The 12935-nt window shown below is 64.0% G+C and carries 16 protein-coding genes; 8 read left to right on the top strand and 8 right to left on the bottom strand.

What is annotated here, in order from left to right:
- Positions 1 to 177 precede the first annotated feature (177 nt).
- The 3 genes from NCHOL11_RS03015 to NCHOL11_RS03005 all read right to left on the bottom strand — a co-directional run bounded on the left by NCHOL11_RS03015 (position 178) and on the right by NCHOL11_RS03005 (position 3209).
- Positions 178 to 993, bottom strand: coding sequence for a ferredoxin--NADP reductase (locus NCHOL11_RS03015; protein ID WP_097092682.1), 816 nt, complete (start codon positions 991 to 993; stop codon positions 178 to 180).
- A 173-nt stretch (positions 994 to 1166) separates the two neighbouring features.
- The gene (locus tag NCHOL11_RS03010; RefSeq protein WP_176502247.1) at positions 1167 to 1484 is read right to left on the bottom strand and encodes a hypothetical protein; all 318 of its coding nucleotides are present in this window, start codon (positions 1482 to 1484) and stop codon (positions 1167 to 1169) included.
- A 129-nt stretch (positions 1485 to 1613) separates the two neighbouring features.
- The gene (locus NCHOL11_RS03005; protein WP_097091008.1) at positions 1614 to 3209 is read right to left on the bottom strand and encodes a phosphoenolpyruvate carboxykinase; all 1596 of its coding nucleotides are present in this window, start codon (positions 3207 to 3209) and stop codon (positions 1614 to 1616) included.
- A 284-nt stretch (positions 3210 to 3493) separates the two neighbouring features.
- Here NCHOL11_RS03005 and NCHOL11_RS03000 point away from each other — a divergent pair, with 284 nt between their 5' ends.
- The 8 genes from NCHOL11_RS03000 to NCHOL11_RS02965 all read left to right on the top strand — a co-directional run bounded on the left by NCHOL11_RS03000 (position 3494) and on the right by NCHOL11_RS02965 (position 10144).
- The gene (locus NCHOL11_RS03000) at positions 3494 to 4198 is read left to right on the top strand and encodes a response regulator transcription factor (protein ID WP_097091007.1); all 705 of its coding nucleotides are present in this window, start codon (positions 3494 to 3496) and stop codon (positions 4196 to 4198) included.
- On the top strand, positions 4167 to 5762 hold the full coding sequence (locus NCHOL11_RS02995) for a sensor histidine kinase (protein WP_097091006.1): 1596 nt from the start codon (positions 4167 to 4169) through the stop codon (positions 5760 to 5762). Before NCHOL11_RS03000 ends, NCHOL11_RS02995 begins: the two co-directional genes overlap by 32 nt.
- A gap of 93 nt (positions 5763 to 5855) precedes the next feature.
- Positions 5856 to 6290 carry an HPr kinase/phosphorylase gene (locus NCHOL11_RS02990; protein ID WP_097091005.1) on the top strand — a complete coding sequence of 145 codons (435 nt, stop codon included), beginning with the start codon at positions 5856 to 5858 and terminating at the stop codon, positions 6288 to 6290.
- Complete coding sequence (rapZ, locus tag NCHOL11_RS02985) at positions 6287 to 7225, top strand: RNase adapter RapZ (RefSeq protein WP_097091004.1); 939 nt, start codon at positions 6287 to 6289, stop codon at positions 7223 to 7225. Before NCHOL11_RS02990 ends, rapZ begins: the two co-directional genes overlap by 4 nt.
- 23 nt (positions 7226 to 7248) lie before the next feature.
- The gene (locus NCHOL11_RS02980; protein WP_097091003.1) at positions 7249 to 7653 is read left to right on the top strand and encodes a PTS sugar transporter subunit IIA; all 405 of its coding nucleotides are present in this window, start codon (positions 7249 to 7251) and stop codon (positions 7651 to 7653) included.
- Positions 7650 to 7922, top strand: coding sequence for an HPr family phosphocarrier protein (locus NCHOL11_RS02975; protein ID WP_097091002.1), 273 nt, complete (start codon positions 7650 to 7652; stop codon positions 7920 to 7922). Before NCHOL11_RS02980 ends, NCHOL11_RS02975 begins: the two co-directional genes overlap by 4 nt.
- 66 nt (positions 7923 to 7988) lie before the next feature.
- Positions 7989 to 8789, top strand: a complete 801-nt coding sequence (locus tag NCHOL11_RS02970; RefSeq protein ID WP_097091001.1) for a TrmH family RNA methyltransferase — start codon at positions 7989 to 7991, stop codon at positions 8787 to 8789.
- 89 nt (positions 8790 to 8878) lie between these two features.
- The gene (locus tag NCHOL11_RS02965) at positions 8879 to 10144 is read left to right on the top strand and encodes an MFS transporter (protein ID WP_255254690.1); all 1266 of its coding nucleotides are present in this window, start codon (positions 8879 to 8881) and stop codon (positions 10142 to 10144) included.
- A 223-nt stretch (positions 10145 to 10367) separates the two neighbouring features.
- Here the strand turns inward: NCHOL11_RS02965 and rplS are convergent, their stop codons facing one another.
- The 5 genes from rplS to rpsP form a co-directional block, all read right to left on the bottom strand.
- Positions 10368 to 10736, bottom strand: coding sequence for a 50S ribosomal protein L19 (gene rplS, locus NCHOL11_RS02960; RefSeq protein WP_022681436.1), 369 nt, complete (start codon positions 10734 to 10736; stop codon positions 10368 to 10370).
- Between the two features lie 12 nt (positions 10737 to 10748).
- Complete coding sequence (gene trmD / locus NCHOL11_RS02955) at positions 10749 to 11480, bottom strand: tRNA (guanosine(37)-N1)-methyltransferase TrmD (protein ID WP_097090999.1); 732 nt, start codon at positions 11478 to 11480, stop codon at positions 10749 to 10751.
- Positions 11477 to 11749 carry a hypothetical protein gene (locus NCHOL11_RS02950; protein ID WP_097090998.1) on the bottom strand — a complete coding sequence of 91 codons (273 nt, stop codon included), beginning with the start codon at positions 11747 to 11749 and terminating at the stop codon, positions 11477 to 11479. Before NCHOL11_RS02950 ends, trmD begins: the two co-directional genes overlap by 4 nt.
- A gap of 70 nt (positions 11750 to 11819) precedes the next feature.
- Positions 11820 to 12278, bottom strand: coding sequence for a ribosome maturation factor RimM (gene rimM, locus NCHOL11_RS02945; protein WP_236575084.1), 459 nt, complete (start codon positions 12276 to 12278; stop codon positions 11820 to 11822).
- Positions 12279 to 12431: 153 nt separating this feature from the next.
- Positions 12432 to 12896, bottom strand: coding sequence for a 30S ribosomal protein S16 (gene rpsP, locus NCHOL11_RS02940; protein ID WP_097090996.1), 465 nt, complete (start codon positions 12894 to 12896; stop codon positions 12432 to 12434).
- Positions 12897 to 12935 lie beyond the last annotated feature (39 nt).

Raw genomic sequence — 12935 nt, 5'->3', positions numbered from 1 at the left:
GTGCGGCCAGTCTGCTTCCCTTCAACGGCATGCCGGAAGCTCGCTGCACTTGCGCCCAACCCTCCCGCCTGCGGGAGGGGAACGGCGTGAGTTGCCCCGACCAAGCAAACTCAACTCACAAACCAAAAAGGGCCAGCGTCGCCGCCAGCCCCTCTTGCACCGAAACTCTTCGCCCTCTTACCCCACGAACGCCCGCTCGATCACGAAGGCGCCGGGCGCCGCGTTGGAGCCTTCGGTGAAGCCTTCGCCTTCGAAATAGGCGGCGAACTGCTTGATCATCTCCATGCTGCCGCACATCATGATGCGGTCAGTCTCCGGATTGAACTTCCTGTCGCCCGCAATGCCTTCGAACAGCGCTCCATTCTCGACCAGCTTGTCGATGCGCACATTGTTGCGGAACGGTTCGCGCGTGACGGTCGGCACATAATGGAACTGGTTCGCGGCCTGTTCCGACACCAGCGGATCTTCCGCCAGCTTGCCCGTCAGTTCGTCATGGAAAGCAAGGTCGCTGACCCGGCGGACCGAGTGGACGACGACGACCTCTTCATAAAAGTCATAGACGTCGGGATCGCGCGCCAGGCTGAGGAAGGGCGCGAGGCCCGTGCCGGTCGACAGCATGAAGAGGCGCTTGCCAGGCAGCAGCGCGTCGGTCACCAGCGTGCCGGTTGGCTTGCGGCCGAGATAGATCTGGTCGCCCGGCTGGATCAGCTGGAGCTTGGAGGTGAGCGGCCCATCCTGCACCTTGATCGACAGGAATTCCAGTTCCTCGTCCCAGGCGGGGCTGGCGACGGAATAGGCGCGCAGCAGCGGCTTGCCATTGTCGCCCTGAAGCCCGATCATCACGAACTCGCCCGAACGGAAGCGGAAGCTTGCCGGGCGGCTGATGCGGAAGCTGAACAGATGCTCGTTCCAATGCCGGACCGACAGCACGGTTTCGACAGTCAGGGCGCCGGTCGGTTCCAGTACCGGCTTTTCGATCGTCACGTCGCTCAAAACCTTGTCTCCTGCCAAATCCACTTCGCCAACGCCCGGTCAGGACGCCAGTTGCGTGGCTTTCGCAATAAGTGATGGCGGCGCGAATGCCTTTTCGGCCCGTCCAAGGCAAGGTGAAAAAACTTTCATGGCCGATAGCTGACGATCATGCCTGCACGCGTCAGCCGGATTTTTCAGCCGAACAATTCCTTCGCCAACCTGCTGAGTTCGCCGATCGGGCTGCCGTCGCCATCGCTGTCGAACAGGCCGCCCAGCTTGCCCAGCACCGCTTCGGGCCCGCCGAATTGGGCGAACAGTTCCTGCAACTTGTCGGCGGAAACGCCATGCTCCGCCGCCGTGGTGGCGAGCGCCGCGACATCGGTTTCGCCCGACGCGATCTTGCCGCCGATTTCCGCCATCAGCGCCTGCATCTCCTCGGCCGAAAGCCCCAGTTTCGCGGCCACCGCTTCCAATCCGCCCACGCTGTTTATCAGTTGGTCAAACATCGTCATCATCCCGTTATATCAAGCGGCAGGATAGCACCGCCAGCCGCTACCCGAAAGCTAAAGGGGCCGAAAGCAAAAGAGCCGGAAAGGCGCATGCCCCCGGCTCCTTCACCTTTGCGATCGTCGGCCCTGCTATCAGGCAGCCGTCAGCGCAGCCTGACGCACCGATGCATCCACATGTTCTTCGAATTGGGCGAAATTGTCCACGAACTGCTTCACCAGCTTGCCAGCCGTCTCGTCATAGGCGGCCTGATCGGCCCAGGTCGCGCGCGGATCGAGGATGGTCGCATCGACGCCCGGCACCGCGATAGGAACCTGGAAGCCGAAATTGGGATCGACCCGGAATTCGGCATCGTTGAGGCTGCCGTCCAGCGCCGCGTTCAGCAGGGCACGCGTCACCTTGATCGGCATGCGCTTGCCCACGCCATATTTGCCCCCCGTCCAGCCGGTGTTGACCAGCCAGCAGGTTACGCCGCCCTTGTTGATCCGGTCCTTGAGCAGATTGCCGTAGACCGAGGGGTGACGCGGCATGAAGGGCGCGCCAAAGCAGGTGGAGAAGGTCGCCGAAGGCTCCGTCACGCCGATTTCCGTGCCCGCGACGCGCGCGGTGTAGCCGGACAGGAAGTGATACATCGCCTGATCCGGGGTCAGCCGCGCGATCGGCGGCAGCACACCATAGGCGTCGGCGGTCAGGAAGATGATGTTCTTCGGCACCGGACCCAGATTCTTTTCCGACGCATTTGGAATGAAGTCGATCGGGTAAGAACCACGGCTATTTTCAGCCAGGCTGTTGTCGTCGAGGTCGATTTCGCGCGTATCCTCGTCGATCACCACATTTTCCAGCACCGTGCCGAAACGCTTGGTGGTCGCGAAGATTTCCGGCTCGGCTTCGGCCGACAGGTTGATCATCTTGGCATAGCAGCCGCCTTCGAAATTGAAGACCGCCGTGTCCGACCAGCCATGTTCATCGTCGCCGATCAGCGTGCGGCTGGCATCGGCCGACAGCGTCGTCTTGCCGGTGCCGGACAGGCCGAAGAAGACCGCCGTGTCGCCGTTCGGGCCGATATTGGCCGAACAGTGCATGGGCATCACGCCCTTTGTCGGCAGCAGATAGTTGAGGATGCCGAAGACCGACTTCTTCATTTCGCCGGCATATTTGGTGCCGCCGATCAGGATCAGCTTTTCGCTGAAATTGACAGCGATCACCGTTTCGCTGCGCGAACCATGACGGGCCGGGTCAGCCTGGAAAGACGGCAGGTCGATGATGGTATATTCAGGGGCAAAGCCGCTCAGCTCTTCCGCCTTGGGCCGCACCAGCAGCGTGCGGATGAACAGGTTGTGCCAGGCGAGTTCGTTGATGACGCGGACGTTCACCCGATGCTCGGGCTGCGAACCGCCGAACAGATCTGCGACGTAGAGCTTTTCCTTCTGGCCCAGCGCCTTGAAGAAGTCTTCCTTGAGAGCGGCGAAATGTTCGGGCGTCATCGGGACGTTGGTCTTGCCCCACCATACCGTGGATTCGGTCTCGGCGTCCTTGACGATGAACTTGTCGTTGGCCGAACGGCCGGTGTGCTTGCCGGTCTTGACGACCAGCGGGCCATCCTTGGACAGCATGCCTTCGCCATTTGCGATGGCAGCTTCGACGAGCGGCGCGGTGCCGAGATTCCAATGCAATTCAGCGGTCGTGGAAATGCCCTGCTGATCCAGGGTAATTGAGGATTTGGCCTGCACGCCTTAGCTCCTGATGTGATTACTCCGGCCCGCCAACTCGCGCTCGCGACCGATCCGCTCCTAGCGTCGCCGGCCTCAAATGGGCGGCAACATTCCTGCAGATGGGGGGGGCAATAAGCCTTTGCACCCCCAGCGTCAAATCCCGCCCGCACGCACTTTATCCCAGATTAACACGGGTAAACCGCATAATCGCCCGCCTACCCCTTTCTTGCGAGCGGGGCAGGCATCGTCTAACGCTGGATGGGAAGGCCTGAGCAGGGCGGCCACGATCTTTGGGAACAAGCATGACTCCAACCATCGCCCTTGTGGATGATGACAAGAATATCCTGACTTCCGTGTCCATCGCGCTGCAGGCCGAAGGCTTCCTGACGCGCCTCTATTCGGATCCGGAGGCGGCGCTGAAGGCGCTGCTCGACAATCCCGCCGACCTTGCTGTGTTCGACATCAAGATGCCGGGCATGGACGGCCTGGAACTGCTGCGGCGGCTGCGGGAAAAGAGCCAGATGCCGGTGATCTTCCTGACGTCCAAGACCGATGAGCTGGACGAGGCGCTGGGCCTCGCGATGGGCGCGGACGATTACATCGCCAAGCCCTTTTCCCAGCGCCTCTTGATCGCCCGCATCCGCGCCATCCTGCGCCGCTCGGAAGTCGGACGGGCGACGGATGCGAGTGACGAGCCCGCCGCCGAGCCGATCATCCGCGGCCGGCTGGAAATGGACCCGGCCCGCCATCGCGTCAAATGGATGGGGCAGGACGTCACACTGACGGTCACGGAGTTCCTGATCCTCGAAACGCTCGCGTCGCGGCCCGGCGTCGTCAAGAATCGCAACCAGTTGATGGATGCTGCGTATCAGGATGACGTCTATGTCGACGATCGCACCATCGACAGCCACATCAAGCGGCTCCGCCGCAAATTCCGAGAGGTTGATCCTGAATTCAACGCAATCGACACGCTCTATGGCGCCGGATATCGATTCTCCGAAGAATGATCCGCGGGACGGCGGGTTGCGCTGGTCGGGCCGCATCAGCCTGACGCCGCGCATCCTGGCGGTCAACGTGTTCGCGCTCGCCTTGCTGGCGGGCGGCTTCTTCTATCTGGACAGCTATCGGACCCGCATCGTTGACGCGCGGCTGGAGCAGTCTGCGCGCGAATTGAAGCTGCTCGCCATCGGGCTGGAGACGGCCCCGGCCGAACAACATAACGCCCTGATCGCCGCCTATGCCCGGCAGACGCGCGATCGCGTTCGCCGCTATGGACCGGACGGGCGGCTGATTGCGGACAGTTTCGCCATGGATGCGCCCCGCTACCGGCTGCGCCTGCCTTCGGAAGAAGGCTGGCGGCGGCATGCCGCGCGTTTCCTCGACAAGGCGGTGGACCGCGTCGTCTTCGCCGATCGCCCGCCTAATTTCGAAGAACCTGCCGTGGACCGGGCGGATGCTTGGCCGGAGGTGCTGCTCGCGCGCAAGACAGGCCAGCCGCAGGCGACGAACCGCTATGCCCCCGACCGCACCTTCATGATCTCGGCTGCGACGGGCATGAAGGACGGCGGCAGCCTGCTTGCGACCGAAAATGCGCGCGACATCACCCGGACGGTGCGGGCGGAGCGGCTGAGGCTCGGCATCGTCATCGCCGCCGCCGTGCTCGCGTCAATTCTGCTCTCGCTGTTCCTCGCCCGGACCATCGTCCAGCCGCTGCAACGCCTGGCCCGCGCCGCCGTGCGCGTCCGCCTTGGCCGCGCGCGCGAGGTGACGGTGCCACGCCTGCCGGAGCGGCGCGACGAGATCGGCATGCTCGCCCGCGCGCTTTCCGACATGAGCCACGCATTGAGGCAGCGGATCGACGCCACCGACGCCTTCGCGGCCGATGTCAGCCATGAGCTCAAGAACCCCATCGCCTCGCTCCGCTCTGCCCTCGACGCTATGGAACGGATCGACAAGCCGGAACTGCGCGACCAGCTGATGGCGATTGCGCAGGACGACGTGCGGCGGCTCGACCGGCTGGTCACCGACATCGCCGAAGCGTCGCGTATCGACGCTCAGCTTTCCCGCACGCGGTTCGAACCCATCGACCTTGGCCTGTTGATCGAGCGCATGGTGGTGGCACGCGAGGCACGTGGCGTTCCACGCGGCGTCCGGCTCGCCTTCGCCCGCCCGCGCAAGGATGTCGCCGTCGTCCTCGGCGAAGAGCAGCGCCTGCTCCGCGTGCTCGACAACCTGATCGACAACGCCATCTCCTTCTCGCCCGACGGCGGCCTCGTGCAGATCGTCGCCACGGTCGCCGATCATGAAGTGCTGGTCAGCGTGGAGGATGAAGGGCCCGGCGTGCCCGAGTCCCAGCGCGAACATGTCTTCCGCCGCTTCCACAGTGTCCGTCCGGAAACGGAAAGCTTCGGCAAGCATTCGGGCCTTGGCCTTGCCATCGCCCGGTCGATCGTCGAAGGCCATCAGGGCAAGATCAGCATCGCCGACCGCGAGGACAACCAGCGTGGCGCCTGTTTCATGCTGCGCCTGCCCATGGGGGTCGAGCGTGATCCCGGCATTGTCTCGGAATAGGACAAAGCGCTTAAGTTTTTGACGTTTGCGTTAATTTCCTGCGTCAATTCGATTCACACGCACCGCCGCAAGGTCTAAGAAGAGGTCAGGGACATGGCGGCGCAAGACTCAACCGAAACAGTGCACGCAACGAGCGTCGCGATAGGCGGGCGCGGCATTCTGCTATGTGGCGCAAGCGGCGCAGGGAAATCCGATCTGGCGCTGCGCCTGATCGATCGTGGCGCCATGCTCATCAGCGACGACTATACGATCGTGGAGCGCAATGGCGGGCAACTGACCGCGTCCGCACCCGCCACCATCGCTGGAAAGATGGAAGTGCGCGGGTTGGGAGTCGTGGACATGCCCTTTGTCGGCGAGGCACCGCTGGCGCTGGTCGTCGACCTTGCGCAGCATGTCGATCGCATGCCGGGTGATCCGGACGAGTGGATCATCGCGGGCGCCCCGCTGCCCGTCATCAAGCTTTCGCCTTTCGAAGCGTCCGCCCCGATCAAGGTCGAACTGGCGCTGGACGCGGTGGGGCTGGCATGAGCGCGCCCACGCCCAAGACCATCCTCCTGGTGTCGGGCCTGTCCGGGGCGGGCAAGACGACCGCGCTCAAGACGCTGGAGGACATGGGGTGGGAAGTCGTCGACAACCTCCCCCTCCTCCTGCTGGAGCGGCTGCTCGACACGCCCGTGCCTGCGGGCCACGAGGAACTGGACGACCGGCCCTTGGCGCTCGGCATCGACGCGCGCACCCGTGGGTTCGACGCGCAGGCGATCGTCCAGCGGATCAAGGCGCTGCGCACCCGGCGCGGCCATGACGTCGAAACGCTCTTCCTCGACTGTTCCGACATGGAACTGGAGCGCCGCTTTGCCGAAACGCGCCGCCGCCACCCGCTGGCGTCCGACCGTCCGGCCGCGCACGGGCTGGCGCGGGAGCGCGAGCTTACCGATCCCTTACGCCGCTGGGCGACCCATGTCATCGACACGACCAGCCTGACCAGCAACGGGCTGCAGCAGGAAATCCGCAACCGCTTTTCACGTGACGGCCTGTCCGCCCCGACGCTGACGATCATGTCCTTCGGTTTTTCGCGGGGCGTGCCCCTGAATGCCGATCTGGTGTTCGACATGCGCTTCCTGCGCAACCCGCATTGGGAAGCGGATCTGCGCCCCCATACCGGGCTCGATCCTGCGGTCGCTGCCTATATCATCGAAGATCCCGCCTATGAGGACACCGTCCACCGCATAGAGGAACTGCTCGCGCTCCTGATCCCGCGCTATGAGGAAAGCGGCAAATCCTATGTGACCGTCGCCTTCGGCTGCACCGGGGGACGGCACCGGTCGGTCCATGTCGCCGAGCGGGTCGCCAAATACTTGCAAGACGCGGGCTTTTCGCCCACGGTCTCGCACCGCAATATGGAATCAGCGCCCCAGGACAGTCTGGAGAAGCGCGAACCGGGAGGCCCGAAAGCTAAATCATGAAACAATCTGGGCCGGGTAGGTAGATGATAGGACTTGTTCTCGTCACGCATGGATCGCTGGCGACGGAATTCGTCGTGGCGATGGAGCATGTGGTCGGTCCGCAGCAGCAGATCGCGACCATCTGCATCGGCCCGGAAGACGACATGGAGGTTCGCCGCGCCGATATCGCATCGGCGGTGGAGCGGGTGAATGACGGTTCGGGCGTCATCCTGCTCACCGACCTGTTCGGCGGCACCCCGTCCAACCTCGCCATCTCTCTGCTGAAGGCGGGCGAGATCGAGGTGATCGCGGGCATAAACCTGCCCATGCTCATCCGCCTGGAAAGCGCGCGCAAGGTCATGGACGTGCGCCAGGCGGTCGCCGCCGCGCGCGAAGCGGGCCAGAAATATATCAGCGTCGCATCCGAATTGTTGGGCAGCACCACATGAGCGAAATCAGCAGGCAAGTTCTGATCAGCAACAAGCGCGGCCTGCACGCGCGCGCCAGCGCCAAGTTCGTGACGCTGGCAAGCGGCCTTCCCGCCCAGATCACCGTGCGCAAGGACGGCAGCGAAGTGACCGGCACGTCGATCATGGGCCTCATGATGCTGGGCGCGGCGCTGGGCGATTCCATCACCATCAGCGCCCAGGGGCCCGATGCCGAAGAATCGCTCGGCAAGCTGGTGACGCTGGTCGAAGACAAGTTCGGCGAAGAATAGCTCTTCCGCGCTCCGCCCCGGCCCGATAGAGAGGCCGCCTCATCCTTCAGGAGGAAAGCAGGCGCAGTGGCACGCGAGATCACCGGATTTTCCAACCCGCTGGTGAAGCGCGTCCGCTCCTTGCGCGAAAAGAAGTTCCGCAAGGCCGAGGGGCTGTTCCTGGCCGAGGGCCTCCGCATCCTCACCGAAGCGCGCGAGGAAGGCGTGCTGCCGGAAATGCTCTTCCACGCCGGGTCCACCCACCCGCTCGCCGCAGAGCTGATCGCCGCGATGGAGGCGTCAGGCGGCGATGTCATCGAAACCACGCCCGACATCCTGTCCAAGATTTCCGGCAAGGATAATGCCCAAGCGGTCGTCGGCGTCTATCGCGACCGGCTGACCCCCTTGGCGAAGCTCGACCGGAGCAAGGCCGACATCTGGATCGTCGCCCAGTCGCTCCGCGATCCCGGCAACCTCGGCACCATATTGCGTACTGGCGATGCGGTGGGGGCTGGCGGCCTCATCCTGATCGACGATTGCGTCGATCCCTTTTCGGTCGAATCCGTCCGCGCATCGATGGGCGCGCTCTTCACCCAGTCGATCACCCAGGCGCGCTGGGGCGAATTCATGCACTGGCTGCGGCAAGGGCCGGGCGAACTGATCGGCACCAGCCTCAAAGCGACGCAGGATTATCAGGAACCGCGCTATGCCAGCCCCTCCTTCCTGCTGGTCGGCAACGAAGCGCAGGGCCTTCCCGAGGCCTATGAGGCAGAATGCGATCAGCTGGTGAAGATGCCGATGCTTGGCAAAGCCGACAGCCTCAACGCTGCCGTCGCCTGCGCCGTGATGGCCTATGAACTGCTGAACCAGAGGCGAGCGAAACGATAACGATAAGCCAACCATTCCCCTCAACGGGGGCGAGGTGATCCAGAATGCGGGGGATAGAGAGAAAAATGGCAAGCGAGGGAATAGGCGCAATGCTGCGCCACAAACGGGTGCTGGCGGCTAGCCTCATCGGCACGGCGGTCGAATTCTACGACTTCTACATCTACGCCACCGCCGCAAGCCTCATCTTTCCCTCGCTCTTCTTCCCCTCCTCCTCGCCCACGGCGCAGTTGATGGCGTCATACGGCTCCCTCGCCCTCGCCTTCTTCGCCCGACCTTTGGGCGCAGCAGTGTTCGGCCATTATGGCGACCGTATCGGCCGGAAGGCGACGCTCGTTACCTCTCTCATGCTTATGGGCGGATCGACGCTCGCTATCGGCTTCCTGCCGACTTACCAGATGATCGGCTGGTGGGCGCCGCTCATCCTCTGCATCCTGCGCTTCGGGCAAGGTTTGGGACTTGGCGGGGAATGGGGCGGCGCGGCGCTGCTGGCGGTCGAAAATGCCCCTCCCGGCTGGCGCGCGCGCTTCGGCATGTTCCCGCAATTGGGCGCGCCGGTCGGCTTCATCGCCGCCAACGGCCTGTTCCTGATCCTCGGCATGTTCCTCACCGATGAGGATTTCTTCGCCTGGGGCTGGCGCCTGCCCTTCCTCGGCAGCGCGGTGCTGGTCATCCTTGGCCTCTGGATACGGCTGAAGCTCACTGAAACGCCGGAATTCGCCGCCGCCAAGGCCGAAGCGCCGCCGCCCGCCGTCCCGCTGGCTACACTGTTCCAGAACCATCTTGGCGCGGCGATCGCGGGGACGTTCGCGTGCGCGGCCTGCTTTGCCGTCTACTATATCGCGACCGCATGGGCGCTGGGCTATGGCACGACCGCGCTGAAGATCGACCGCGAGACATTCCTTGCCATCCAGTTGGGCGCGATCCTGTTCATGGCGTTCAGCATCATATTGGCAGGATGGTGGGCCGACCGCAGCAGCCCGACCCGCGTGCTGGCATGGGGTTGCGTGGGCACGGTGGCGATGGGCGTGATCTTCGGCCCGGCAATGGGCACGGGAGCCTTGTTGCCGATCTTCCTGATACTCAGCGTCTCGCTGTTTCTGATGGGCTTCGTATATGGGCCGCTCGGGGCTTATCTGCCGCACTTGTTCCCGGTGCAACTGCGCTATACCGGCGCGTCCTTCGCCTTCAACCTGGGCGGCATCATCGGCGGCGCGCTGGCGCCGATCGTCGCGACCTGGCTGATTGCTGCGCAGGGGGTGGAACTGGTCGGCCTCTACATGACCGCCGTGGCGCTGGTCAGCCTTATCGGCCTGTGGTTCACGAGCCGGACCGGCAAGCGCCACGCTATCGGCTGAGGGGAAACTATCGGCCAACGCCTCTCCTCCCCTCCCGCAGGCGGGAGGGGCCGGGGGTGGGCCAGCGCAACGCCGAATTTTCGTCTAAGCCAGCCCAAAGCTCGCTCCGCTCACCCCACCCCCTAACCCCCTCCCGCCTGCGGGAGGGGGAACAGACACAAAAAAGGCGGCGCTCCTTCAGGAACGCCGCCTCTTCATCTTGGCCCTCAAGCCGCGAGGAAAATCAATCCTCGCTGCGGACGTCGCGGCGCTCGGCGATACGAGCGCGCTTGCCGGTGCGGCCGCGCAGATAGTAGAGCTTCGCACGACGCACGACGCCACGGCGGACGACGGTGATCGAATCGATGTTCGGCGAATAGAGCGGGAATACGCGCTCCACGCCTTCACCGAACGAAATCTTGCGCACGGTGAAGTTGCTGCCCATGCCCTTGTTGGAGCGGGCGATGCAGACGCCTTCGTAGTTCTGGACGCGGCTGCGGTCACCTTCGATGACCTTCACGCCGACGCGCAGCGTGTCACCGGGGCGGAATTCCGGGATATCCTTGGCGAGAGCCGCGATGTTCTCGGCCTCGATCTGCTGGATCAAGTTCATTTGACTTAGGTCCTACTTTTCGCGTTGCGCACCAGAGGGCGGCTGGTCCCGAACGCCGATATGACGTTCCCAAAGGTCCGGCCGCCTTAGCCGTGTGTCATCCTCCGCCCTTTGTTTCCGCCAGGCGGCGATCTTCGCATGATCCCCCGATCGCAACACTTCAGGGATCGCGCGCCCTTCCCACAAAGCGGGCCGGGTATAGTGCGGATATTCGAGAAGGCCGCTTTCGAAGCTCTCTTCATCCCCACTGGAAGCCGCGCCCATTACTCCGGGAAGCAACCGAATGCAAGCGTCCAGCAGCATCAACGCGCCCATCTCTCCACCCGACAGGATGATGTCGCCCATGCTGATCTGCTCGACAGGCCGCGCTTCGAAAATGCGCTCGTCAAAGCCTTCGAACCTGCCGCAAAGGATCGTTGCGCCTGGCCCCGCCGCCAGTTCCCGCACGCGGCCTTGCGTGATCGGCCTGCCACGCGGCGTCATCGCGATCACCGGCAGATCGGGCCGCTTTTCCAGCGCATGGTCGATGGCAAGCCCAAGGATGTCGGCGCGCAGCACCATGCCCGCCCCGCCGCCCGCGGGCGTATCGTCTACGGTCCGATGCTTGTCGGTCGCAAAGTCGCGGATGTGGATCGGATCGCACGACCACTTCCCCTCGCTGAGCGCTCGCCCGGCCAGCGACACGCCCAAGGGCCCGGGAAACATCTCCGGATAAAGCGTCAGGATCTGCGCGGCAAAGCTCATGCGCGACGTGCCCTCATCCACGCCGCCGCCATGCCGCCCAATAGCGACAACGCACCCCCGGCGATCAGCGATAGGCCGATGCCCCGCTGAAGATCGGCAAAGGGCCGCTCAGGGTGCAGCAGCGATGGCAGCAGGAACAGCATCGGAAAAGGCGCGACCAATGCCACGGCCGCCGCGACTTTCCGCCCACGCGTCCAGCCCATGCCGAACAGCCGCCATCCAGCAGCGACCGTCAGCAGCATGTAGAGGGCGATGAGGGCTTTGGGCATGATGGACCTGATAGTTCTTCGTCATGCTGAACTTGTTAGCATGACGCTCGAGGGCGGAGTTCCCCATCCCTCAAACCGCAAAAGCCGCCTCAATCACCGCGCGATCGTCCGCGATCGTCACCGCATGCATCGGCGCCATGAAGCGCTTGCCGGTCGGCCGCTCGACCTCGATGATGTCGCCAGCGCCGAAATTCTCGACCGCGACGATATTGCCTAGCCCATCGCCATCGCTGGAAAAGCAAGGCAGGCCGATCAGGTCGGCATGATAATATTCACCCTCCTCCAGCGGAGGCAGGGCCGATCGAGGCACGGTGAGTTCCGTGCCGCGCAAGGCTTCAGCTTGCGTGCGGTCGCCGATCTCGGCGAACCGCGCCACCGCGCCATTGGGCCCGGGGCGCACCGACTTCAACGTCAGCGTGCCGCCCGCAGCGTCGAAGCTCTTGTAGGATTTGAGGGTTTCCACCCCCTCCCCGAAGAGCTTCAAACGAACCTCGCCCGCCACCCCATGCGCGCCAATGATGACGGCCAGAGTGACAGCGCGCGAAGAGGCTGGCCCCTCCCTTTCAGGTTCAACCGAGTCACGTGCCTCGGTTGAAGGGTTGGGCTGGGGGGTGCCGGGCGCGGAGCCATTGTCAGCCCCCACCCCCGGCCCCTCCCCTGAAGGGGAGGGGTGATTACCCATTTAGCCTTCCGCCTGCTCTTCAGCAGCAGCTTCGGGAGCAGCTTCTTCCGCAGGCGCTTCTTCAGCGGCCGGAGCAGCAGCAGCCTCAGCGGCGGCAGCCTTGGCAGCTTCGGCAGCTTCAGCGGCTTCGGCAGCCTTGGCTGCGCGGTCTTCGGCGCGATCCTTGGCCTTCTGGCCCGGCTCAGCCTTCTTCGGGTTGTTGCGGGCAGCGCGTTCCTTCACGCCAGCCGCGTCCAGGAAACGGGCAACGCGATCGGTCGGCTGCGCGCCAGCGGCAACCCAGTGCTTCGCGCGCTCGACGTCGATCACGACGCGCTTTTCATCGCCCTTGGGCAGGACGGGGTTGTAGCTGCCGATGCGCTCGATGAACTTGCCGTCACGCGGGGCGCGGCTGTCAGCCACGACGATGCGGTAATAAGGACGCTTCTTGGAACCACCGCGCGAAAGACGAATGGACGTTGCCATGCTGTTTTTGACCTTTCTACTCTAATCTACTTAGCTTCA

This window comes from Novosphingobium sp. Chol11 (assembly GCF_900218065.1).
Lineage (GTDB): Bacteria > Pseudomonadota > Alphaproteobacteria > Sphingomonadales > Sphingomonadaceae > Sphingobium > Sphingobium agri.
The sequence above is the reverse complement of the archived record's forward strand: the minus strand, read 5'-3'. Positions and strand labels throughout refer to the sequence as shown.

What these genes read in the sequence shown, in the direction of transcription:
- NCHOL11_RS03010 (WP_176502247.1), bottom strand. Translation starts at nt 1,484, where the DNA reads ATGACGATGTTTGACCAACTGATAAACAGCGTGGGCGGATTGGAAGCG.
- NCHOL11_RS03000 (WP_097091007.1), top strand. Translation starts at nt 3,494, where the DNA reads ATGACTCCAACCATCGCCCTTGTGGATGATGACAAGAATATCCTGACT.
- NCHOL11_RS02995 (WP_097091006.1), top strand. Translation starts at nt 4,167, where the DNA reads ATGGCGCCGGATATCGATTCTCCGAAGAATGATCCGCGGGACGGCGGG.
- NCHOL11_RS02990 (WP_097091005.1), top strand. Translation starts at nt 5,856, where the DNA reads ATGGCGGCGCAAGACTCAACCGAAACAGTGCACGCAACGAGCGTCGCG.
- rapZ (WP_097091004.1), top strand. Translation starts at nt 6,287, where the DNA reads ATGAGCGCGCCCACGCCCAAGACCATCCTCCTGGTGTCGGGCCTGTCC.
- NCHOL11_RS02980 (WP_097091003.1), top strand. Translation starts at nt 7,249, where the DNA reads ATGATAGGACTTGTTCTCGTCACGCATGGATCGCTGGCGACGGAATTC.
- NCHOL11_RS02975 (WP_097091002.1), top strand. Translation starts at nt 7,650, where the DNA reads ATGAGCGAAATCAGCAGGCAAGTTCTGATCAGCAACAAGCGCGGCCTG.
- NCHOL11_RS02965 (WP_255254690.1), top strand. Translation starts at nt 8,879, where the DNA reads ATGCTGCGCCACAAACGGGTGCTGGCGGCTAGCCTCATCGGCACGGCG.
- rplS (WP_022681436.1), bottom strand. Translation starts at nt 10,736, where the DNA reads ATGAACTTGATCCAGCAGATCGAGGCCGAGAACATCGCGGCTCTCGCC.
- trmD (WP_097090999.1), bottom strand. Translation starts at nt 11,480, where the DNA reads ATGAGCTTTGCCGCGCAGATCCTGACGCTTTATCCGGAGATGTTTCCC.
- NCHOL11_RS02950 (WP_097090998.1), bottom strand. Translation starts at nt 11,749, where the DNA reads ATGCCCAAAGCCCTCATCGCCCTCTACATGCTGCTGACGGTCGCTGCT.
- rpsP (WP_097090996.1), bottom strand. Translation starts at nt 12,896, where the DNA reads ATGGCAACGTCCATTCGTCTTTCGCGCGGTGGTTCCAAGAAGCGTCCT.